Here is a 23,036-nt window from a genome sequence, read left to right on the forward strand (position 1 = left end):
CTTATTAATGGGTATATTTAATTTTTTGTTTTTACACATGATTTTATTATTTTAGTGATATGCGCTTACTAATAAAATTGTCATATTGATACTATATTTATTTGTGTGAATATTATCTCGTTTATGATTCGTTATTTGGTAGGTAGTAAATGAAATTTCACATCAATAAAAGAAAGTTATTAACGCTTTTTACCACGATGAACTGTTTCATCATGGCATCCTTTTCTGCGTCTGCATCACTAGAGATTGCGTCTGCTAACTTGTCTCCAGCAATTCTTAATGGTGTGGATACTTCTTTATCTCTTGTGCCTTATCAAGTTCGGTTAACAATCACAAAAAACAACGGTTCACAGTCTAAATATTATCTTTGTGGTGGCTCGATTATTGACAATACCGTGGTACTAACAGCCGCGCACTGTTTGGAAGACGAAGGAACTTATAGCACAACCTCAGTCACGGTTTATTATTTAGACTATTCAGATTCGTCTAATCCGACCTTGCAAACGGCAACGGCTTCATCTTCACAGTTTTCAGTTAACTCGAATTGGACAGGGTCACTTGATGATTCCCATGATACCGCAGTCATTTATTTGAGCACCGCTGATTTTGCCAACGCGAAAAAAATCAAGGTAGCGGATAGCAGCAATATGACCAGTATGTATCAAGAATTTTCTAATACGTATGTTGCTAACCAAGACAATGAAACCAATGTGATGGCAAGTGGTTATGGTAAAGATGAGGACGGAGTGTCAGGCACGTTACAACGCGTGTTGCTGACGGGAATACCAACCAGTACGTGTTCATCACTGGCGTCTAACAATGTTTCTGGTAACGATATTGTCTGTGTGCAGAGTCCTACTACGAGCACTAACTACGGTATTTGTAGCGGTGATAGTGGTGGCCCACTGGTATGGCAAGACCCAGATCACGCTTCGGATGCCGATTATGGTATCCGTTTAGTGGGCATCGCTTCTTATGTCACAACAGATAGTGGTTCTTGTCGTCTTAATGGGCAGTATTATTATGGCGGTTATAGCAGTATCTATTACTTTGCCTCTGAGATAAATAGCGCTATCGATACGCTTATGGGTGGTTCTGGCGGCTACGATATTACCTCTACCGGTTTAACTTACTCATTTACTTCTAACCCAATGGATTTTACTAACACATCCAGTGATGCTGATGACGATTCTGATACAGAAGAAGAGTCAAGTTCGGGCGGTGGTGGTGGCGGTAGCACCAACACGATCCTCCTATTTGTGATGGGGTTAGTTTGGGCTTTACGTCGTCGGTGCCTTTTCCCAAATAGACTTTAAAGGTTGCATTAGATCGAGAAGGTATTCCATTTTAGGCTAACGTTAACGCCATCCTAAGTTGCAATCAGTGAGTTCAGTTCCAATCAAAAAGAAAGCCCGAGCGGGCTTTCTTTTTACTCGCGGTTTAATATACCGTTACTTCAATCGATGCACAGGTATCATGACAAGCAGATATCTTATGTGTACCTTTCGTTATGGCATCCAATGAAAGCTGGTTTGATGTGATAGCTTGATCATCAATATACCAACTTACCGCATCTTCACTAGCGGTTAGGGGCAGTTGCTGTCCGGGATAAGAGAATATTTGGCTATGATTTGTCGGCGATAAAATTGCAATGTGGCGAGTTTTGGCAGGTTGTGACCTGTCTATAATGTCGCGTCCTGTCTTTTTAGACCAATTGACAAGAGATTGCGGCCATTGATGTAAGTGATCCCAGCCTGAATCCTGACGAAGAGTGGGAGGAGTGCGGTGATCGATTGTCCATACGTGCTGTTTCTGTTTACAGTCATTATCCTTAACCAAAGTACTATCGAGTCCACTTGGCCAACAAATGGTCTCTTGAGTGATGTGCTCTGGCTGTGGTAAAGCTTTATCTTCAGCAGGGAGCATATCAAAGATGTCGAACAGGAGAGGGCCGGCCTGATTTGCGCCTGTTTGCCCGACATAAGGCGCACCATCGGGGCGGCCAACCCAAACGCCTACGGTATACTGATAGCTAGTTCCAATTGCCCAAGCATCACGATAGCCATAACTTGTGCCTGTTTTCCATGCAATATGCCTTGAGTACGCTGCTTTGACACGATCAGGCGGTGCAATTTTTTCCAATATTGAGTGAATAATCCAACTGCTTTGTGGAGACAATAAGGGGGCGCTGTGTTGAACATCATTTGCGGTAAAACGCGGTGATACCACCTTGCCTCCATTGGCAAGTGCGCTGTATAAACTGACCAGATCGATAAGTCGCGCGCCTTCGCCACCAAGAGCCATGGCAAGATTGGGTTTATCAACCAACAGTTTGATGTTTGCTTGTTTGAGGGCCTGCATAAAAGTGTCTGGCCCCAAGGCATTAAAGGTTTGCACTGCAGGGATATTTTGTGATTTTTGCAGTGCAGTATCAAGGCGCATTGCACCATTAAAGCGGCGATCAAAGTTTTGAGGGCGGTAACCATCAAAAGATCTTGGTACATCGGACATTAAACTGCCGGAAGTGACCAGACCCTTATCAATCGCCAGACCATAAATAAATGGTTTCAGTGTTGAACCGGGGGAGCGCCATGCTTTAGTCATATCAACATACCCAAAGCGTTCTGCGTCATTAAGGTCTGCAGATCCTTTGTAGGCTAGAACATGGCCAGTATGGCTATCCATGATGATGACTGAGGCGGAAAGTGGCGCAGACCAACGTCTGGTGTATTGGGAGAGTATGTTTTCAACATCATTTTGTAGAGTAAAGCGAATAAATGTATGAATATCGTGTTCGAGTGGCCAGTGTTGTTTGAGCTCGCGTGCCAGTAATGGCGCATGCAGTGGAACCGGGCGACGATAGGCAGTCATCGGTGTTTGCATGAGCAGAACGAGCATCTTAGGCGAAATACTGAGGCTTGGAGCAACACGTTCAAGCACTTTATTTCTGGCGCTAATCGCACGTTGTGGATAGCGATCGGGGCGATACACGGACGGTTTTTGCGGCAATGCGACCAGGGTGGCGGCTTCAGTGGGTGATAGTTCACTGGCGTGTTTGGCAAAATAACGTTGGCTGGCCGCTTCTACACCTTCAATATTTCCTCCCATCGGTGCGTAGGTAAGATAGAAATTAAGGATCTGTTCCTTACTGTAATGAGCTTCTAACTGTAAGGCTCTGAACATCTGTTCGATTTTGCCAAAATAAGTCCGCGGATGAGGATAAAACAGTCGCGCTACTTGCATCGTCAGCGTAGAACCGCCAGATATAATATGGCCGTAATAGAGTCGTTGAGCTGCGGCACGCACGAGGGCAAATGGGTTCACCCCAATATGATGGAAAAAGTACTTATCTTCATATTCTAATAAGCTATCAATATACCAATGAGAGACGTGCTCGTGGGTAATTGGAATACGATAAATTCCTTTTGAACTGGCAAACTGACGCAGCACATTGCCATCAGACGCATAGACAGTGACGGAATGGTCAGTGTGCTGAGTGAGATTGAGTGGAAAGAATACGTTGAGGACGCCCCATAGCATAGCGGCAGAGAGTATGCTCCCTACCGCTATTTGAGTAACGCGTTTAAACCACGTTGGGATCACGCGAGATGCCCTCGAGAAATATAACTGTCCCTAATCATTGGAGGTTTACAGTGATGAACATGATGCTTATTTTTTTCATCGGTAGTCCTCATGGCTTTTGGATCACTAAACTACTGTGGGTTTGTAGTGGCTGATACAAATAGGTTTCAGGTTGATACATATTTTCAGCATACATAGCAGGAACATGAGAAACCCCAGGAGTTTCTGCTCTCATCACATAGTAAAAGCGGTACGTATTGCGTTCTTCACTCCAGTCATTCCAATCTAACGTCGTGGCTAGCACGAAACGGTCATTACGGTATTCCACCATATCAGGTTTGGTTGGATTCTGTTTTACAACGCTTTTTAGCAGATCGTTAGCGTTAGTAAACGCAGGATTGTCCAATACAAAACCAGTCGGAAGATAATCGACAATCATGGCTTGGTGAACAGGCTCTTTCATGACCAGTTTCAGCTCAACGATTAATTGGTCACCAATTTTTAGTGGTGTTCCATCATAAGGTTGGCCGTCTTTGGTTAGAAATTGTCGCGTTGCTATGACTTCCATCGTTGAGTGAAGACTCTGTTTGTTAGCCCTACCTGACGTATTGATTTGTAGATAAATGGGTTTGTTATCTTGATTGGTAATGGTTGTGAACGGTTTTACCTGTATGGCTCCGGTTCCTTTTGCTGAGTGCTCTGTTGTCGTACCAGCATGACTGGTTGAAATAGTGACAGGGGCTTGTGCTTCCTGTTTTAGGTTCAACCCGGCTTTCACTAAACTGGACTGTTCCTGAGTACTTAAGTAAGAGCGCTTTTCAGCTTGGTGAATAACACTTTCAATAAGACGGTTCTTTAATGCGAGTAGCTCATTGCTGAGCTTCAATTCTTTGTTGAGTTCCAGTAATACATTAAGTGCATCCGCATCATCGCGCAGCTGAGAACCAAAGTCGTAATCATCCCAGAAGTAGCGGCGAGATGTGTTAGGTATTTGGGCGAACAGCTCATCAGCTTTTTGTCTATCGCCAGCCAGCAAGAAAGCCCCGCCCAAGTAGGCTGCTGATGCCGAGGTAGGCAAGCTTTCTTTATCCAACCGGCGGTACAAGCTGTAGAGATTCGAAATATCAGAACGTTTAGCACGCGCTAATACCCATGCTGCATAGTAGCTGGTGGTGGTGAGGTCTTTATTAGTTGGATAACTTTGAATGCGTTGGAGAGCTGGAGTCAACATATCATCCGAGACCAAACCAGGGAAACGCTGGTTAACATTCAACATAAATTCGGTGACATATACCGTTACCCAAGGCCATTCTTCTCCGTATTTATCCCAGAGTGAAAACCCACCATTGCCTTTTTGCATGGTGTTAAGGCGCAGTAGTGCCTTTTCAATCATGGCACGATCTCTGATGCCATTTTCGACCTGTTGCTTTAGCGAGTTCAAACTTGTGTCTTTTAATAGCCAAGGAACGGCTTTGCTGGTGGTTTGTTCCGCACATCCATATGGGTAACGGAACAGACCATCGACATAGTTAAGGTAGCTAATTTGAGGTGAAGATGAAAAATACACCTGAGTTTGTGTGATATCTGATGTGTCGATATTACGCCATAAACTGTCATTAATGGTGACGGAGTGGTTATTTAACTCAGTGCCAATGGTCAGTGACGTGCTATTAGTCAAGATTGGTCTTGCTTCGCGAACGGGAATCGACCAACTTCGATTCTGAGTAACGGTTTTGCCAGATTTAGAAGAGGCGTTGACCGCGAGGTTGAGTTTTGCTGTACCTGTTGCGCCATGAATTTCGCCTATAGAAAATGGCACGGCTAAGGAACGTCGTTCTCCCGGTTTCAATGTCACGTTGAGTTGGTGAGCGCTAACTAAGTTAAGGTTCTCTGAAGCTGAAACTGTTGCGGTGACTGTTTGAGTGTCATCTGATGTGTTGAACACTTCCAACAGAGTTTGTGAGTTATCCCCCGGTGCTAAAAATCGTGGCACAGCCAATTCTGCAACGACAGGCGAAGCAATGATGACATCAGATTGAGCTTGTCCATATTGATTATGGTTAAACGCCATTGCCACAATTTGAGCTTGGCCGTTGTAATCAGGAACCTCAACATGGATGGTTGCTTGTCCTTGCGAATCAAACTGAACCAATTGCGACATAAAGGTGATGGTTTTACTTTCGACGCTTTGATCTGGGTTGCGGTTTGCGGCCAAAGCGGTATCACCACCGTAGCGGTGCGTTAAAAACGAATCTGGTCGCTGCTGGTAAATACGTGAATAGAGGTCGAGTATATCCGCAGAGTAGCGACGTTGACCAAAGAACCAGCGATGGATATTGGGGACTTTATATCGAGCGAGGTTTATGATCCCTCGATCAACCATAGATACAGTGACCCAAGTGGGTTCTTGGGTTGGCTTATCTAGCTGAACGACAATATCTGCCCCTGTCAGAGGAAGCAATTTCTCAGGGTGATTGATAGTGACGTGTAGACGCCGATCTTCTCGATCAAGCTGCAGTGGTTTGATAGCAAACAAACGGCGTGGCATCCCATTTTCATTGCCGACTAATGTTGCAGTGAGGTATAAGTCATGACGCTGCAAGCCAGTTAACGGCACGTGATATTGGTGTGAACCTTTCTGAATGGTAGCTTGATGGGTCCAAATCGTATTGTCTGCTTCTAATGCAAGGCTAAGCTGCCCAGCAACGTCAGAGTTGATAGTGACGGTAGCTTGTTCGTCATTTTTATACGCTTTTTTGTCTAGAGATACGGTCAATTGATCCGGTTTTACCGGACGCTGCCCCTGCTTTTCTTCGCTCCACCCAGCCCAAAAACGGTATTGTGTTGTGACGCCACTCGGTGCGGTTAACGTTAGGCGGTAATCTCCCCAATCAACATTAAAATCAATGCCTTGATATTTTCCATTCGTGATATTGAGTATATCTGAAGACACGGGTTGCCAATGGGAATCATGTCGTAGATCCCACCCAGAAGATTGATTGTAGATCCAATAATAACCGCCATGGTTACGTTCGAGCAGATACTGTACTTTACCTGCGATCATGCTTTGACCTTGACCATCGAGCAAGCCAATATCGAAATGGGCTTTTTCGTAGGAATCAAACTCCTTTTTGGCTGGACGTAATGCTGCGATCGATTTTCCATTCCACAACGTAAAGTGTTGATTGCGAATGACGCTGGCACCACCTGTCTCTTGCAAAGCAAAACTATAAGACGCAAGGACAGGAGATTTAAGCAACGATTGTTTAATGAGTGGCAAGTCAAAAGTTGAATGGCCTTGTTCGTCCAGTTCAATCGGATCCACTTCGGGTACATCATTCCAGCTTTGGATTTTGAACGTTGTACCTACGATAAAATCGTGATAATTCCCAGGGAAATGACGCTGAGGAATATAGGCTGGTGTGATGTTCAATTTATTGCCGTTAGCTGGAGCACCAAAAAGGTATTTACCTTCAACGGATACAGGTAACGTTTCTACACCTGTATGAATTTGTCCTTTAGGAAGAGTGACGTGAAGATCCATACGTTCAGGAACAAATTCGCTCACATCAAAGGCAAAGCGAGTCAGTGGTTTTTTCGCATCAGCTGTTGTTTTAATTTCTGCTATCCATTGCCCAAGAGGTGCGCCACTTGGGATGGCAAAATGATCTTGATAAAAGCCAGCATTATTATTGGTCGGCTCCATCCAGTGGGATAACGCGACTTTGCTATTGGGTTTATGGTATTCAACAAATAAACGTTGTTTCGGGAGCGACTGACCGTCTTTGTCTCGTAATACCACGTTCAGTGGCAGAGTTTCTCCGGGTTTAAATAAGTTACGATTAGAATAGGCAAACGCTTCTGTTGATTGATAGTCACGTCCAGTGACGGCAAAATCAGAAAGGTCTAATGGGATTTCTTTTAACGGTAATACACTGACTTGTTTGCCATTTTGTACATATAAGATATCACCATTATGTACTTTATAATCAAATGTTTTTTGTAACCCAGTCATGTCACCAAGAGTGACAGACTTATGTTGGCGATACACTTTAATTTGGCTTGTACCATCAAGCTTGGAATTTGAGAAAGAATTGAGTTGGATTGCTAAATGATCAGCAAACACTTTCGCTTGAATACCCATATCGGTGAGAAGAACTTGGCCGATCACGTAGTTGTCGTAACCAAAGTCTCCAGTTACTTTAATGGCTAAGATATACCATCCATCAGCCAGCTCTTTAGGCAGTTGAATCGCAGTAGATACATCTTGATTGACACTCGCTTTGGGTAAATCGTAACTGAGAGTCGTCACTGTACGATAGTTTTTGCGCAGATGCTGTAAATGCCAAGTGCTAATATTCTGATTGTAATAGAATTTATCTAGTATAGAGGGCAATTGCTCAACTTTTAGAACCTCTACCGATAGTTGTGTTGCATTCACCACACTAAGCGGCACGGTGCGACTGCCTTTTGAAGGAACGACAGGACCGCGTCCAATTAAGCGCACTTCTGGTGCACGTTCTGCAATAGTGACGGTGCGTTCATTAAGATCATCTGATTTTATGTTGGCATGCAATTTAACGCGATAAACCTGATTTACTTTTACATCGCGGTAGATGACGGCATTTTGTGCTTTGTTAAATACCCAGTCTCCTTTGAGTTTGGTTTCTTTGCCATTGTTTTTTTGTTCGTCTTCATCGGTATGAACACGATAAATATCGGCGACATTCGTCGATGTAATCGTGTTGTCGAATTGGATGATCAGCGCCGGTTTACCGCGATCCATGTAGTTGCCAATGTATGTGGCGTGGGGAGTGTGAGAGTTCGCATAAGCATTTGAAAAACCGACTAAATTTAAGACGAGCACAAGCCATAGCGACCAGAAAGCCTTACTCTGATACATAAAAACCTCTAACCAAATGACGATATTTATAATATTTCAACAGACCGTTGTGCTCTCAATTGTATTTATATTTGCATGTCACAATCTGTCTAAATTGAATCAAGTGAACTATAAATCAGGGATGTTTTTGGCGTTCTTCACATAATTAAAAATGGAATAGATATCTGGTTTTTATTGCTTATAGCCTTATATCTAAAATGTAATTAACGTCTATACCCAAATAACTTCATGAGGCAGGATTCAGAGCTTTATCAACGAGGACTGGTCAGTTTCAATAAGGAAGGAATGTTTGGCGTATATAGTTTGTAGCTCTTTGAGGCTAACAGGTCTGTTTTGAACTACTCAGTGATACGGGTGGGTAAATGAATAAACGTAGGTTTGCCTATATTGTTGTTGCAGTTGTAATTGGTCTTAGCCTTTCAATCTATTGGATTGTACGATATTCAAGCCGGGCAGAGTATGTTGACCGCTCTGATTGGCAGGTAATGTTATACGGAAAAAATCACCAAGCAGTGGATATTTTCGACCCAAATGATCCGCGAATTCGTATTGTCTATTTTGGTTTCACTCGCTGTCCTGATGTGTGTCCTACCTCACTTGCAATGCTTTCAGGTGCTATGCGTCAAGTTGATTATTCACTTAAGACAAGATATTGGCCTATATTTATTTCTTTGGATCCTGAAAGGGATAATAGTGAGACATCGGCTCAATATGCTCAATATTTTCATCCCATGATTGTCGGTTTATCGGCATCATTAGCTCAAACAACAAAATTGGCTCGTCACTATGGAGTCATTTTTCGTAAAACCGAATTACCAAATTCAAAGATGGGGTATACCTTGGATCACAGCTCGTATTTTTATTTTTTGAAATCTGACGGCACATTGATCGAAAAAGTCCCCCATACGAATACACCTCAACCCATCGTCAATGCGATGAAAAGAGATATGGCCAAATAAAAAGGAAAGATGAATGAACATAAAGGTGTTTTTGTTTTCAATGATGGCTTTTAGTTTTTCTTGCTTTGCTAATGAAGCTCTGACTTTCGATAATGTTTATGCAAGAGCGACTGCTCCTGGGGCTGAAAGCAGTGCAGTATTTGGCATGTTAAAAAACGATGGTGATACAGATGTTACCATTATTTCAGCATCGGCAGATGTCAGCGAGGAGGCTGAATTACATACGGTGATTGAAGAAAATGACGTAATGCAGATGCGTCAGGTTTCCGAAATCCTTGTCCCTGCTCATGGTAACGTTGTTTTACAACCTGGAGCCTATCATGTGATGCTGATCGGTCTACACGGTCAACTGGTCAGTGGTTCACAAGTCAATTTAACGTTGGGTACTCAAGACGGGCAATCATTGGATTTCGTTGTTCCTGTTGAGGATGTGATAGAAGGGTTGCAGCATGTTGATTTGGACCATGCAATGGCGCAGGACCAATAATTAACTTATTGTCAGTTAGTAAACAGTGGGAGCTATTTAGCTCCCTTTTTTATTAAAGATAGAGCAACTTTTGACAATATTAAGAGTGGCTTGAGTTATGTTACAGGGAGTTTATATCCGTATTTTTTATGCAAGTTTACAAATACCTAGCTTGGGAATTTATTAGAACGTGTTAATATGCATGTAGTAAATTGTTGAGGTGTAAGGAAGTTATGGCAACAATATTAGACGTCTCTCGCCGAGCCGGAGTTGCAAAGTCAACGGTGTCTCGTGTTTTGAGTGGCCGTGGGTATACATCAGATAAAACGCGTGAAGTTGTACTGAAAGCGGCGCAAGAGCTTAACTATAGACCCAATGTGCTTGCGAGAAATTTAGCGTTACAGACATCGAACACGATAGGTTTAATCCTTCCTTCTGGTGCTCTGGTCTCACGTTATTTGGCGTCGCTGGTAGATGAAATATTTAAGAAAGCGCAGGCTGCAGGAAAAGACGTGATCATGAAACACGTCGACGATAGGCCGGGTTTAGCAATGGAATCAATTTACAATTTGATTGATCATCGCTGCGAAGCTGTTATGTACTACAACTCATCGAGTTTTGTTAATTTTGATGATACTGTGGCTGAAATCGATGCTGCTATTGATTCGTTTTCTGTGCCGGTTGTGTTACTGAATGGGTATCTACCCAAACATCCAAAACACTGCGTTTGGTATGAGCACGCTCGTTTTGCGGCAAAACCGGTTGAATATTTGTTAGAACATGGCCATCGCAACATTGCTTATATTACAGGGCCCCTCAACCAACGTACGGTACAAGAGCGTGTGAAAGGTTACCGACAAGCTCTTGAACATCATGGTATTGATTATAATGAGCAACTGTTTGTTGAGGGGAGTTACAAAGTCCTTGAAGACGACACATTGTCTCAAGATGTATCCTTAATGGGGTATGAAGCGTGTATTGAGTTGTTAGGACGAGGCGTGAATTTCAGTGCTATTTGCTTTGCCAATGATTACTTAGCAATCGGGGCGCAAAAAGCGCTGCAAGAGCGTGGCATTGATGTGCCTGATGAGGTCTCACTCTTTGGTTTTGATGATACACCAGTTTTGAATTACTTTTCTCCATCGATCAGTTCAGTCGTTCTACCGTCAACTCAATTGATCAATTACGCTGTTGAATTATGCTTTGCTCACCTCTCACACAGTGAATTGCCTGATTATGATTCACTTAATTTCGACTCTGAGCTTGTGCTGCGCGGTTCCGTAAAAGCACTCTAGATCTTATCTAACATAATGAAAAGGCGAGAAATTTTTTAAATTTCTCGCTTTGGTCGATAGGTTATTGTATCGATATTCTGCCGATTTAAATTCCAAACACATCACAAAAGATCAATTTTGTGTAAAAATTATGGAAACGGTTTCCTCTCACTGGAAGGGTATGCTAGATTGATTGCATACGGTCACAAGACGCTCAGACGCTCAGACGCTCAATAGTAGCAGCCTGAAAACAGGTGAGTGTTGAGTCTGGAACATTGCACTGAGTTACCCTACATAGCCAAAAACGTGGAAAAATAATTTAAAAATCGTTGGCGTGTCATCAGAAATGGAACCGGTTACAGTTTAGTGGGAGTTATAGATAAACTTGGTGCTTCATTGCTAGAGCACAAGTAACCTGACTTAATAAAAAGCGGAGATATGTAATGAGTAATTCTGTTTTCCCTAAAAATTTCCTATGGGGTGGCGCGACAGCAGCAAACCAATTTGAAGGAGCTTGGAATGTGGATGGTAAAGGTCCTAGCACCAGTGATATGTTGAGCGGTGGTACTCATACCGTTCCTCGTCGTATTACTCGCACAATTGAAGACGGTGTTCATTATCCTTCACACGAAGCGATCGATTTTTATCATCGTTATAAAGAAGATATCAAACTGTTCGCGGAAATGGGGTTTAAGACATTTCGTTTATCAATTAACTGGACTCGTATTTTCCCAACAGGAATGGAACAGGAGCCTAATGAAGCGGGTTTGAAGTTCTATGATGATGTGTTTGATGAATTGAAGAAATACAACATTGAACCTCTCGTTACCATTTCTCACTATGAAATGCCATTTGGTTTGACCCAAGAGTACAACGGTTGGGCGGGACGTGAAGTTATTGAACACTTTATGCGTTATGCAGAAACCTTATTTACTCGTTACAAAGATAAAGTGAAATACTGGTTAACGTTTAATGAAATTAACTGTGGCACCGTCCCATTTGGTGGCTATTTGGCGCTTGGTATCTTAAACGAAGGTACTCAAGACTTCTTACATCAAGTCGATGATCCACAGCTGCGTTTCCAAGCCTTGCACCATCAGTTCGTCGCGAGTGCAAAAGCGGTAGCATTAGGCCATGAAATTAATCCTGATTTTAAAATTGGTTGTATGATTGCCTACATGACGGCATACCCATACACATGTAACCCAGATGATATTTTGCTTGCTCAAGATCATATGAACATGCGCAATAACTTCTGTGGCGATATTCATGTGCGTGGTGAATATCCATACTACGCGAAACGTTACTTTGCTGAAAATAATATCAAACTTGATATTAAAGAGGGTGATCTTGAAGTGATTAAGCAAGGTACTGTTGATTACTATACCTTTAGCTATTACATGTCGAATTGTGTTTCTGCCGATCCTACATTAGATAACACCTCTGGCAACATTAATGGTGGTGTGAAAAACCCTTATCTAGAAGCATCCGATTGGGGATGGCAAATTGACCCTAAAGGTTTACGTTACTCATTGAACGAAATCTATGGTCGCTACCAGATTCCTTTGATGGTGGTTGAGAACGGATTAGGTGCGTTTGATAAAGTGGAAGATGACGGCAGCATTAATGATAGCTATCGTATTGATTATCTTAAATCACATATCGAACAGATGGGTGAAGCACTAAAAGATGGTGTAGAACTATGGGGTTACACCCCTTGGGGCTGTATTGATTTAGTGAGTGCATCAACGGGTGAAATGGAAAAACGTTACGGATTTATTTACGTTGATAAAGACAATAAAGGTCAGGGCACATTAGATCGTAAGAGAAAAGCATCGTTCTTCTGGTACCAAAAAGTGATTGAATCACAAGGTGAACAGCTGTAACAGCGTATAGAGTCGAGCCACCAGCTTACTGTTTATTTTACTTAGGTGAAACAATCAGTAAGCTGGTTTTTCTTTACAGAGATTCCTCTCTGTTGACTAAAGAATTAGTGAGATTTTTTAGGTCCATTACGTACTAAATCTTTACCATTATCAAACACTTCTTGTGTAACCCAACGGCCAAGAACAAGCTGGTGCTGATCATCTAAAACAGCCACGAACGGGCGACCATTGGAATTGTTGGTTGCTAAAGCGACACCGGCGGCATTATTTAGCCCTAAGCCACCTTTTTCAACTAGGATCAGGAAAGTTTCTAGTTCTTCTAGAGTTTCAATTACGTCGTTATCATCAATCATGTTTCAAGCTCAATTATTTAGCGATAAGCTGATCATAGCAGCTAAAGCGCAGAGTCTGAATGCTTGGATAAAGATGATAAGAATGAATGTTTAATTTCTGTCCGTTTTGCCAATAGATGAAGTGAAAAATGCAGATTTTACACTGTAAAATCTGCATTCATAGAGATCAAATATCAGATTAGATATCCATTGCTGCATAGTGCCCGTGATGAACCGCAGAAGCCACTTTGCCGGGACGAACACAATCGCCGACAGGGATAAAGTCTAAAATACTTTGGCGTAACTCTTCCCGCTCTATTTCACGAGATTTCATCCCGACAGAGCAGAAGATAGTATCAGCGGGAAAGACTAAGCGTTCTCCTTGTTTATTGATGGCAACCACACCTTCTGCAGTGATCGCTTCTACTTTTGTTCCTACGTGCACATCAATGTGATCGCGTAGTTCGATGTTGAGCCCCATTTTGTGGAAGACATTAGAATCAATCGCAAAGTCATCACGAGCTTCAATCAACGTCACGTTCTTGTGTTCGCGTCTAAAATGGATCGCTGATTCTGTACCAACAAGGCCGGCACCGATAATCACAACATTTTGACCAATGTTAGGCACATCTTTCGCAAGTTCAGTGCAGTTGACCACGCGTGGATCATCAATACCTGGAATATTTGGCTTAATGGGGGTCGCACCAATGGCACAAATTAATGAATCTGGATTGATTTCTTCTACCAGTGCATTATCGACTTTGGTATTCATTCGCACTTCAATGTTGTCATATTGTGCGATTTGATGGACGAGCCATTTAGAAAAACCGTAGTAATTCTTTTTAAAATCAACATGAGCTTCACAGTTGATCTGGCCACCGAGCTTATCGGTGGATTCACATAGAATCACTTTATGATGACGTTTGGCAGCGCTAAGAGCCGCTTGCATGCCACCAGGGCCGCCACCTGCAATCAGAACGGTTTTACTGGTTTCTGGCATTGCCGCTGGAGAGAAATACAGTTCTTCTTCACCAATCACAGGGTTAATTGCACATGCTGTATCGCGAGTGGTAATGATGGTATCCATGCAGTGGTGACAACGCATACATTTGCGAATATCTTGATCGCGTCCTTCCATTGCTTTGCGAGGCAGGAATGGATCAGCCATTAATGCGCGTGCCATTTCAACGATATCGGCTTGACCGGATGCAATAATTTCTTCGGCAATATCGGGTTCGGTTAATGCACCCACGACGGCAACAGGTTTGTTAACGTGTTTTTTTATTTCAGCTGCTAGCGCTACATTGCAACCATGTTTGACGAACATGGACGGGTGAGTACGTACGAAAGTTTCTGCGACACGTTGGTTACCCGCACTGATATGAATAATGTCGACATAATCTTCTATTGCTTGAGCAATACGGACCGCCTCGGCAACATCATGTCCGCCTTCGTATAATTCTTTGCCGTTCATACGAAATTCGATAGGAAAACCTTCGCCAACGGCTTCACGAATGGCTTTTAATACCATGATAGGGAAACGTACGCGATTTTCTAATGAGCCACCATATTGATCTTGGCGTTGATTAGACGGTGATAAGAACTGACTAATCAACCAGCCATGACCACCGTGAACCATTAACATCTCAAAACCGGCTTGTTTGACTAAGGCGGCGCTATCACCAAATGCTTTAACCAATTCTAGAAGCATTTCTTCAGTTAACTCAGAAACTTCAACGCCATTTTCCCATTCATGCATTGGGCCGTAAGGTTTGTATTTGGGATGTGGATTTTCTAAATTAGGGATGCCTGCATATTTGCCGCCGTGGGAGAGTTCAATGCTTGGAATACAGTTGTGGCGACGAATAGAGCGCGCGGCATGAGTTAATGAGGGCAAAATCAATGGATCGTGAAGTTTAAGTTCTTTTGTGTGTGGGCTGCCACCTTCTAATACGATGGATTGACCAACAGTCACATTGGCTGCCCCACCTTTAGCTCTGAGTTCAAAGAAGGCGGTATTTTCCTGTGATAGGAAGCATTCTGGCGAGAGCTCTTGCAGGGAAACCGGTGCTGAAAATAGACGGTTTTTGAAGGTGATATTACCGATTTTTATCGGGGAAAATAGGTGGGGATATTTTAGCTTCATAGTGTATTCCTCTCTAATACCTTGTGGCTTGGAGCCAACGGGCAACCGGAGTAGAGTTAACCTGTTTAACTAACAACACGCTTACCCGCCGAGGTTTTATTTTTATCTGGCACTAAAATATCTCTAACTAAATTTCATCAGCAATAAAAATAAACATTTAAATATATGATCTAATATAACGAGATTTTAAATAATTAATGATAGGTTACATACTGACATGACTGCTGTTAGTAACATATGAATTATTAATTAATCATTCGATGAGTGTTTTATCTTGTTTATATTTCTTAAAATATATTTTAATGAATCAAAAAAATTCGGAATTATTCATGATATATTGTATTGTTGAATAACATGATTGAAGGTGAAAAAACGTTATCAATCTGTGACATTTTTTAAAATATTGCATAAGAATAGGAAAAGGATATTCTTTTAATAAGTCATCGAGATGCGATTTAATGGAGAAAATAATGAAATACGATTTTGATGAGATAATTGATCGGTCTCACACCAATAGTATGAGTTTTGAAGGTTGGAAATCTTATATTTTCAAGGATCATAAACATGTGGATTTCAAGTTTGAAGATAAAGATTTTATCCGTATGTGGGTCGCTGATATGGATTTTGCTACACCGCCTGAAATACGTGATGCAATCAAAAAACGGTTAGATCAAAAGATCTTAGGTTATACCCATGTTTTTGATCCAGAATACTTTTCTACATTAGAAAGTTGGTTTCACAACCATTATGACGTTGCGATAAAAAAGGAAGAAATCGTATTTTCTCCAGGTGTCGTCCCTGCACTAAAAAATTTAGTGCCACTCATCATGCAAGACGATGAAAGTTTACTTATCTGTACGCCATCTTATGCTCCATTCAAAATAGCGGGTGAATTTAATCAGCGCCGAGTGCTGACATCACCTCTTATTAATGAAAATGGGCACTATGTCATAGATTTTGACGATCTTGAAACGAAAATATCTGATCCAAAAAATAAAATATCACTGTTTATTTTATGCAATCCACATAATCCGACGGGACGTATTTGGACTAAGGATGAATTAAGTAAGCTAGGTGAAATTTGTGTTGAAAACAATGTTTGGATTATATCAGATGAGATTCACTGTGACTTATTACGCCGTGATAAAAAACATCATCCAATGGTGAATATTTTACCTGATTATAAAAGGCTTATTACCTGTACAGCTCCAAGTAAAACATTCAATCTGGCGGGGAATCTGTTGTCTCATATCTTTATTAGAGATGATATCTTACGTGCCAAATGGCTAGCACGCCATAATGATATTCAAAATCCATTGGCACTCGCTGCTGTGAAAGCGGCATACAGTGAGTGTGAAGAGTGGCTTGATGCTTTAAAAATGTATTTGGATGATAACTTGTCATTTTTGCAGCAATACCTGCAAGTTCACCTACCTGAAGCTAAGTTTTCTATTCCTGAGGCAACTTATTTAGCGTGGATTGATTTTTCATCTTACTTGAAAAAAACCGATAGCTTTGCTGAACCTGCATTTTTCTTTGCTCAAGAAGCCGGTGTCTTACTTGAGGGGGGGAATATGTTTGTCGACAATGGTGAAGGGCATATTCGTTTGAATATTGCGTGTCCTCGCAGCGTGCTATTAAGGGGATTAGAACGCATGAGTGAAGCACTGAATCGCTTATAGTCTGTCGATGCAATACTAGAGAGATGGAGGACAACCATCTCTTCTATTTGATAATAGTCAAACTTATCCTTTTCGATTTATCGTCCTTGCTCCAAAATTTGGTGAGCTAAGGTTGCTCGTTTACTAACACTTCGTTAATTTTCTACGCTACAAATAATAAATTACATAAGTCAGGTTTGGTTATGGAAAGTCATTCTTCCTTAGCAATTGGTATTGATTTGGGTACGACCAACAGTGCGATTGCAATATGGAGAAACGGGGTAGCGGAGCTGATTCCAAATGCCCTCGGTGAATATTTGACACCCTCAGTGGTCAGTATTGATGAAGAGGGGCATGTCCTAGTCGGAGAAGCTGCGCGAGCAAGGTTAGTGACAAAGCCGACAGAAACAGTCGCTGCATTTAAACGTTTTATGGGGTCGGAAAAGCAATTCAAGCTTGGAGCACAAAGTTATACTCCAACGGAATTGAGCGCCCTTGTACTTAAGTCATTGAAAGCGGACGCTGAAGCGCATTTAGGCACTGAAATTCAAGATGTCGTCATCTCTGTTCCGGCTTATTTCAGTGATCAACAGCGTAAGCAAGTCTACCAAGCGGCGTTATTGGCTGATTTAAATGCCGTACGCTTGATTAATGAACCGACCGCCGCTTGTTTAGCCTATAGCTTGAAACAAGAGCAAGAACGTCGCTTTCTCGTGTTTGATTTAGGTGGCGGAACGTTCGATGTGACAGTCGTTGAGTATCAAGACAGCTTTGTTGAAGTCCGATCCTCTACCGGAGATAACCGTTTAGGTGGTGAAGATTTCACTGAAGCGCTGGTCAATTATGTCGTTAATGAACTTGGTCTCAAGTTAGAGACTATTGATATTAATCATTTAGCGAAGTTGGTGAGTATTTGTGAGCGCGGTAAAAAGCAATCTGGCGAAACGATGGTGCTTGAATTGCCCGATCCATTTAACCAAACGTTAGAGTTAAATGGTAAACAACTAGAGCAGGTTTGGCATGATGTCCTCACTCGTCTGGCTTTACCGCTTAAAAGAGCATTAAACGACGCCAAAATGACGCCAGCAGAAATTGATGAGCTAATTTTTGTTGGTGGTGCCACCCGTTTGCGTCAGGTTCAGCAACTGGCGAATCGTCTCTTAGGGCGTTTTGGTAGTCATCAATTAGATCCTGACCTTGTGGTTGCGATGGGAGCGGCGACTCAAGCTGCTTGTCGCTTGCGCGATGAGGCGGTAGAAGAGCTTATTTTAACGGATGTATGTCCATTTTCGTTAGGGATTATCGTCAATAGTGGTGAGCAGTCTGGGGTGTTTAGCCCGATTATTGAACGCAATACCGTGATTCCGACTTCTCGGGTCGAACGATACTACACCAGCTATGATGATCAAGACAAAGTTAATGTAGGCATTTATCAGGGTGAACGCTATTGGGCGCGTGAAAATATTTACGTCGATAATCTAGAGATTGATGTGCCTGAGGGGCCGCGAGGACAAGAAGCGATTGATGTCCGTTTTAGTTATGACATTAATGGTTTGCTAGAAATCGATGTGACCGTTGTTTCAACTCAAAAAACATCGCAAAAAGTCATTGATCGTTCTCCTATCGGTATGACGCCAGAGCAACAAACTCAGAGTCGAGAGCGCCTAGAAAAGCTTAAGGTTCATCCAAGAGATCAGTTACCGAATATAACTTTGGCTGAAAAACTTAATCGGTTATACGAAGAGTTGTTAGGGGATGGGCGAGAAACTGTTGGTGAAATGATCGCTTATTTTACGAAAGCACTCGATAGCCAAGATGATAAAGTAATTCGTGACGCCCGCAAGGAAATAGAAGCGCACTTAAATCGATTTGTATTGGTTTAGTTTAGAAATAAGTTATGGATAAAGTAGAAGGAGAGCAGTGCTCTCCTTCTGTTTTACGATTGTGTGATTTAAGCATTGCTAATGCCTAAGTATTTTCCTATGTTGACCTGCTGGTCTTTGATGACCTTTTTAGCCCAACGTCCGCGAGAGAAAATGACGCGCGTCATCCATATTCTGCCTACATGAATCACACAAGTTGCGACGGCAACCCAAAAACTGCCTAAGCCAATGGCGACTAGATATAACCCCCACGTAAACCCGAGATACACTTTACGTTTTTTGGTACTTGGTACTATTTGCATAATTCTGAGCGATAGCCCTAATTGAGCAATCGTGGTGATCCCGACATCAAAACACCATAAAGCACTGAATCTTACCGCCTCGTTGCTAATTGGATAATCAAATACATAAAACCACAAAGCAATAAATGCCAAGGCAAACAGCCCAACTTGACCTCTGCTAAAGGTTTTGACCGATTTTTTATTATTTAACGCTTGATTAAGTTCTTTTTGATGTAAGTTATTAAGATGGACTAACGCGATATCTGCTGCTTGTTGTTCCTCTTCTGTTTGCTCGTTACGATTACGTTCAAAATACTCTAATGGGTAAATATCGTATCCTTCTGGACGCCAACCAGTGAAAAGAATGGAGAGGAGATAATTCGCTGGATAGGTGAAAGGTTTTGCTTCTTTATCTGGAACGGTATCAGAAAATTCGTCTGGAGTCGGTAACTCATGAACATGACTGGTGATAAACAAGGTTATCGCTTCAGGTTGAGATAGCTTGTAACTTTCAAGGACCAGATTATTATTTTCTGCTTCGTCGTAGATTACGCGAGTCATTCTGTTATGAAACTCTTCAAACTGAGTTTTGTTATAGGTGTACACGCGAAATAACTGCCAGTAGAAAGTGGCTACCTTAATTTGTCGGTATCGATAATAGAACGCGAGTGCTGCTAACGATTCCAGATTGCCAGTGAGAGCAAGTTTATTTAACTCTTCGAGAGAATGTTGCTGATAGACCTTTTGTAGGGCTTGATAGACCATGGCCTGGAACACATGTTGCTCGCTGAAGGGTGAAATAGATTCAACCCAATCAGAACTATAACTTTTCTCATGATCAAAATAAGTAACGAGGCATCCCAAAGGTCCTTGCTGCTGGTGGGCTGGTAGAGCCGATAATTGAGATAGTAACTGATTACCACTTAGCCCTTTGTCTGGAGTGTAGTGACTATTAAATAACGTGAGCCACTGGAACACTCCAGTAAAAGGTTCATGTTGATAGATGGACGATAAACGATATTCTGGGTTTTTAATACGATAAAATATTGTTTCATAAACCCATTGTAATTTGGGGCGGTTTTCTTCGAGAAGATCAGACGATATTTTTTCCGCATTAAGTAAGGCTGTTAGCCAGCTATCTGGCACCAGAGGATGACGTTCTAAGCACTGAATCCACTCTACTGAAGTCAATGAATCGATCTCTGCTTCTGTCAGCGATTCACTGCCTAAAAACGCATCAGTGTCATAAGCTTGCAATTTTATAAGTAATGATTCTGCTCCATTGTTTTGCTCTTGTAGCCGATGTGAACAATATGAGTAGGTCAGCTGTAACATGAGGGTTTCAAACGGTGTTGCTTGTTCTTGTGCATTGAGCAGATTTTCCAGCAATTTAACTTGCCATACTAAACTACCATGGTCTGCATTCCAGAGGGCCTGCGTGAGGAAAACAATCAAGCCAGATTCGTCTTTAAAATCTAAGTAATGAAGAAATATATCATCGGCATTATCGAACAGAGATTGATATAGCCACCGATGTGAAAGAGTCGGTTGTTCATGATAATTAGGGTTAAGTGAGTGTTCACACCGCCAAAATGCGTGAGGAAGTGGTGACCACTTTTGCAGCAAATTTGCGAGTAATAACGAATAGTCTCGTTCTTTTGCTTTACTCGAAACCTGATAAAGTAAATCTGCCGCTGATCCAAATTGTTCTTTAGCAATCATTTGTTTTGCTACGGCAATGACCGTATCGATATCACCTGCTTTCAGTGTCGCTTCCGACAGAATCTCTAGTTGCACATCGGTCAATTGATTGATGATGTCTGGTGAGGTTAGGTGTTCAAGTAAATCTTGATAAATCGCGGGTGGGTACCAGTTACAGCTATTACAACACTGCATAATAGTGGTTAGGTACTCTAAGGTTAAGTTCCAAGGTAGGCAGGTCGGCTGCCATAGCCAATAATTGATAGCATCCACATTGCCAATATTAAGGGCTTTAGTCAGAGGAATAATAAAGGATAATGTCGCACGCTGCGCAGCATCAGCAAGTTGCGATAGGTTACTTAATGGAATGAGTGATTTAGTCGTGGTCCAACGTTGTAAAAACTCACCCAATTCATATTGTTGTGCATCACCACTGAGCAGCTCTTCCCAATCGAATGTTTGCCAAAAAATATCAATCATTTCGCCGGGTAACCAGCGTTTATTAAGTACATCGTCTAATACATATGACGCAACCGTTTGTTGAATATCTAAGGATGTTAACAAAAGATCGTCTCGCCATTGCTGCCACTGGGTGAGATCAAAACGAGTCGCCGCATTGAGCATGAGCGATTGATATTTCTGGATTGGTACTACTGTTGTCGACTCTTCATTAGATGTTTGAGCAGCGGGTTGCGTTAATTTTGTCTCTGGCGTAAAAGTGGTGACAAGAGTTGATTCATCGCGATTGATGTTTTCCATGATCGCTTCGTAAGCTGCACGTACTTGCTTAAACCCTTGAGGATCTTCCTCAGGATGATGGATTTTAAGCTGCGATCGGTAGGCTTTTTTGATGATAGAAAGATCACTGGTAGGCTCAATACCTAAAATTTCCCAATTGTTCATGCTTGATCCTCTTGTTCACTTTCCTCTGCTGTCGATTGTTGTTTTATCTGCTCTATGTTTTCTAGGACTTGCTGGAGTGATTGAGGAACGGCAAGATCAGGTAGTTCTGTATTCCAGTCGATATGATCAATGGGCACATCTTTGTCATTGTGGAGATAGGCAAAATATTCGTCGAACGTGTGGCCAAGACCTTCGTCAAGTAACGTTGTAATCTGCTGTTCCCTTTCTTCTGCCTCGGCTTTGTTGTATACCCAGAATCCGCGGCCCAAGATAAAGCTGTAGAGATATTGGTGCCAGTTCGAGAAATGTCTCTGCATAAGATGGCTAAAGTAGTTTAAAAGAAACGCACACTCTTCTGCTGTTACGACTCCTACTTGAAAGCCTGCACGGGTTAAGAAAGTACCACGAACGTAGTCCCAAGCAAGGAAGCCTTGGTGACCTACTTTACGATAAACGATATCGACATAACGTAATTCTCCTTGAAACACCGGATCGTCACTATGATTTTCAATCAGGGTGCTCCATTGCATAGGTGTGGATGTTGCACGACGAGAAAATAAGTGCTGCCATACATCACCATGAACTTCGCCAGTCGCTAGGCGATGGATCATTTCATGCCAATCTTCCCGGGTATCGATTCCCCAAGAGTTAATAAAACCTGCTTTAAAGCTCTCATCTGATTCAAGATTATCATCGTCCCGTTTCATGCCTATGAGATCATAATCAGCCCAACGTCTGCAATAAAGCATTTGTGGGACTGTCGTCGCTAGCCAGAACTGACAATGAGGTAAATCTTTATTAAATATTGTTGTAGACATAATTACCTCTTACTTATTTTCAGCCAGAGTATATTGGGGGAATAACTGGGAAAAGTCATTTACCTCGCAAAATATAAATATGAGATTTTGGTCCAAAAATAAAAAAGAAGAGGGCGTATTTGAATAAATATTAAAGAAAGAGTTTGTAATTTATAAAAAGTAAATAATGTGAGTTTTTTAGGCAACTATTTGTTTATCGGGCAACTTCTTACTCGGTTTAAAACTAAAAATTGCCCTATAT

At 41.9% G+C, this 23,036-nt stretch carries 13 protein-coding genes; 7 read left to right on the forward strand and 6 right to left on the reverse strand.

The window, feature by feature from the left end; translation table 11 throughout:
- Positions 1-149: 149 nt before the first annotated feature.
- Complete coding sequence (locus F9817_RS21300; protein WP_161158215.1) at positions 150-1,316, forward strand: S1 family peptidase; 1,167 nt, start codon at positions 150-152, stop codon at positions 1,314-1,316.
- Positions 1,317-1,440: 124 nt separating this feature from the next.
- Here the strand turns inward: F9817_RS21300 and pbpC are convergent, their stop codons facing one another.
- Together pbpC and F9817_RS21310 are read right to left on the reverse strand one after the other, a co-directional pair.
- The gene (gene pbpC / locus F9817_RS21305) at positions 1,441-3,603 is read right to left on the reverse strand and encodes a penicillin-binding protein 1C (protein WP_161158216.1); all 2,163 of its coding nucleotides are present in this window, start codon (positions 3,601-3,603) and stop codon (positions 1,441-1,443) included.
- Positions 3,604-3,691: 88 nt separating this feature from the next.
- The gene (locus F9817_RS21310) at positions 3,692-8,485 is read right to left on the reverse strand and encodes an alpha-2-macroglobulin family protein (protein WP_161158217.1); all 4,794 of its coding nucleotides are present in this window, start codon (positions 8,483-8,485) and stop codon (positions 3,692-3,694) included.
- A 362-nt stretch (positions 8,486-8,847) separates the two neighbouring features.
- Between F9817_RS21310 and F9817_RS21315 the strand changes: the two genes are divergently transcribed.
- The 4 genes from F9817_RS21315 to F9817_RS21330 all read left to right on the forward strand — a co-directional run bounded on the left by F9817_RS21315 (position 8,848) and on the right by F9817_RS21330 (position 13,070).
- Positions 8,848-9,444 (forward strand): SCO family protein, encoded by a 597-nt coding sequence (locus tag F9817_RS21315; protein WP_161158218.1) that lies wholly within the window; start codon positions 8,848-8,850, stop codon positions 9,442-9,444.
- A gap of 13 nt (positions 9,445-9,457) precedes the next feature.
- Complete coding sequence (locus tag F9817_RS21320; protein ID WP_161158219.1) at positions 9,458-9,931, forward strand: copper chaperone PCu(A)C; 474 nt, start codon at positions 9,458-9,460, stop codon at positions 9,929-9,931.
- A 212-nt stretch (positions 9,932-10,143) separates the two neighbouring features.
- On the forward strand, positions 10,144-11,205 hold the full coding sequence (locus F9817_RS21325) for a LacI family DNA-binding transcriptional regulator (protein ID WP_161158220.1): 1,062 nt from the start codon (positions 10,144-10,146) through the stop codon (positions 11,203-11,205).
- 422 nt (positions 11,206-11,627) lie between these two features.
- Positions 11,628-13,070: a glycoside hydrolase family 1 protein gene (locus F9817_RS21330; RefSeq protein WP_161158221.1), complete on the forward strand. Its 1,443-nt coding sequence runs from the start codon at positions 11,628-11,630 to the stop codon at positions 13,068-13,070.
- 104 nt (positions 13,071-13,174) lie between these two features.
- Here F9817_RS21330 and F9817_RS21335 read toward each other — a convergent pair whose 3' ends face one another.
- Both F9817_RS21335 and F9817_RS21340 read right to left on the reverse strand, forming a co-directional pair.
- The gene (locus F9817_RS21335) at positions 13,175-13,423 is read right to left on the reverse strand and encodes a hypothetical protein (RefSeq protein ID WP_161158222.1); all 249 of its coding nucleotides are present in this window, start codon (positions 13,421-13,423) and stop codon (positions 13,175-13,177) included.
- Between the two features lie 178 nt (positions 13,424-13,601).
- On the reverse strand, positions 13,602-15,548 hold the full coding sequence (locus F9817_RS21340) for an NAD(P)/FAD-dependent oxidoreductase (RefSeq protein WP_161158223.1): 1,947 nt from the start codon (positions 15,546-15,548) through the stop codon (positions 13,602-13,604).
- A 470-nt stretch (positions 15,549-16,018) separates the two neighbouring features.
- Between F9817_RS21340 and F9817_RS21345 the strand changes: the two genes are divergently transcribed.
- A complete protein-coding gene (locus F9817_RS21345) occupies positions 16,019-17,230 on the forward strand; it encodes a MalY/PatB family protein (RefSeq protein WP_161158224.1) in 1,212 nt (403 codons plus the stop codon).
- 182 nt (positions 17,231-17,412) lie between these two features.
- Positions 17,413-19,092 (forward strand): Hsp70 family protein, encoded by a 1,680-nt coding sequence (locus tag F9817_RS21350; RefSeq protein ID WP_161158225.1) that lies wholly within the window; start codon positions 17,413-17,415, stop codon positions 19,090-19,092.
- A gap of 68 nt (positions 19,093-19,160) precedes the next feature.
- Here the strand turns inward: F9817_RS21350 and F9817_RS21355 are convergent, their stop codons facing one another.
- Both F9817_RS21355 and F9817_RS21360 read right to left on the reverse strand, forming a co-directional pair.
- Positions 19,161-21,977: a J domain-containing protein gene (locus tag F9817_RS21355; RefSeq protein WP_161158226.1), complete on the reverse strand. Its 2,817-nt coding sequence runs from the start codon at positions 21,975-21,977 to the stop codon at positions 19,161-19,163.
- Positions 21,974-22,795 carry a DUF1266 domain-containing protein gene (locus tag F9817_RS21360; RefSeq protein WP_161158227.1) on the reverse strand — a complete coding sequence of 274 codons (822 nt, stop codon included), beginning with the start codon at positions 22,793-22,795 and terminating at the stop codon, positions 21,974-21,976. The genes F9817_RS21355 and F9817_RS21360 overlap by 4 nt, the downstream gene beginning before the upstream one ends.
- Positions 22,796-23,036 lie beyond the last annotated feature (241 nt).

Source organism: Vibrio eleionomae (assembly GCF_009874545.1).
GTDB classification, from domain to species: Bacteria; Pseudomonadota; Gammaproteobacteria; order Enterobacterales; family Vibrionaceae; genus Vibrio; species Vibrio nitrifigilis.

What these genes read in the sequence shown, in the direction of transcription:
- F9817_RS21335 (WP_161158222.1), bottom strand. Translation starts at nt 13,423, where the DNA reads ATGATTGATGATAACGACGTAATTGAAACTCTAGAAGAACTAGAAACT.
- F9817_RS21340 (WP_161158223.1), bottom strand. Translation starts at nt 15,548, where the DNA reads ATGAAGCTAAAATATCCCCACCTATTTTCCCCGATAAAAATCGGTAAT.
- F9817_RS21320 (WP_161158219.1), top strand. Translation starts at nt 9,458, where the DNA reads ATGAACATAAAGGTGTTTTTGTTTTCAATGATGGCTTTTAGTTTTTCT.
- F9817_RS21330 (WP_161158221.1), top strand. Translation starts at nt 11,628, where the DNA reads ATGAGTAATTCTGTTTTCCCTAAAAATTTCCTATGGGGTGGCGCGACA.
- F9817_RS21310 (WP_161158217.1), bottom strand. Translation starts at nt 8,485, where the DNA reads ATGTATCAGAGTAAGGCTTTCTGGTCGCTATGGCTTGTGCTCGTCTTA.
- F9817_RS21325 (WP_161158220.1), top strand. Translation starts at nt 10,144, where the DNA reads ATGGCAACAATATTAGACGTCTCTCGCCGAGCCGGAGTTGCAAAGTCA.
- F9817_RS21300 (WP_161158215.1), top strand. Translation starts at nt 150, where the DNA reads ATGAAATTTCACATCAATAAAAGAAAGTTATTAACGCTTTTTACCACG.
- F9817_RS21360 (WP_161158227.1), bottom strand. Translation starts at nt 22,795, where the DNA reads ATGTCTACAACAATATTTAATAAAGATTTACCTCATTGTCAGTTCTGG.
- F9817_RS21350 (WP_161158225.1), top strand. Translation starts at nt 17,413, where the DNA reads ATGGAAAGTCATTCTTCCTTAGCAATTGGTATTGATTTGGGTACGACC.
- F9817_RS21315 (WP_161158218.1), top strand. Translation starts at nt 8,848, where the DNA reads ATGAATAAACGTAGGTTTGCCTATATTGTTGTTGCAGTTGTAATTGGT.
- F9817_RS21345 (WP_161158224.1), top strand. Translation starts at nt 16,019, where the DNA reads ATGAAATACGATTTTGATGAGATAATTGATCGGTCTCACACCAATAGT.
- F9817_RS21355 (WP_161158226.1), bottom strand. Translation starts at nt 21,977, where the DNA reads ATGAACAATTGGGAAATTTTAGGTATTGAGCCTACCAGTGATCTTTCT.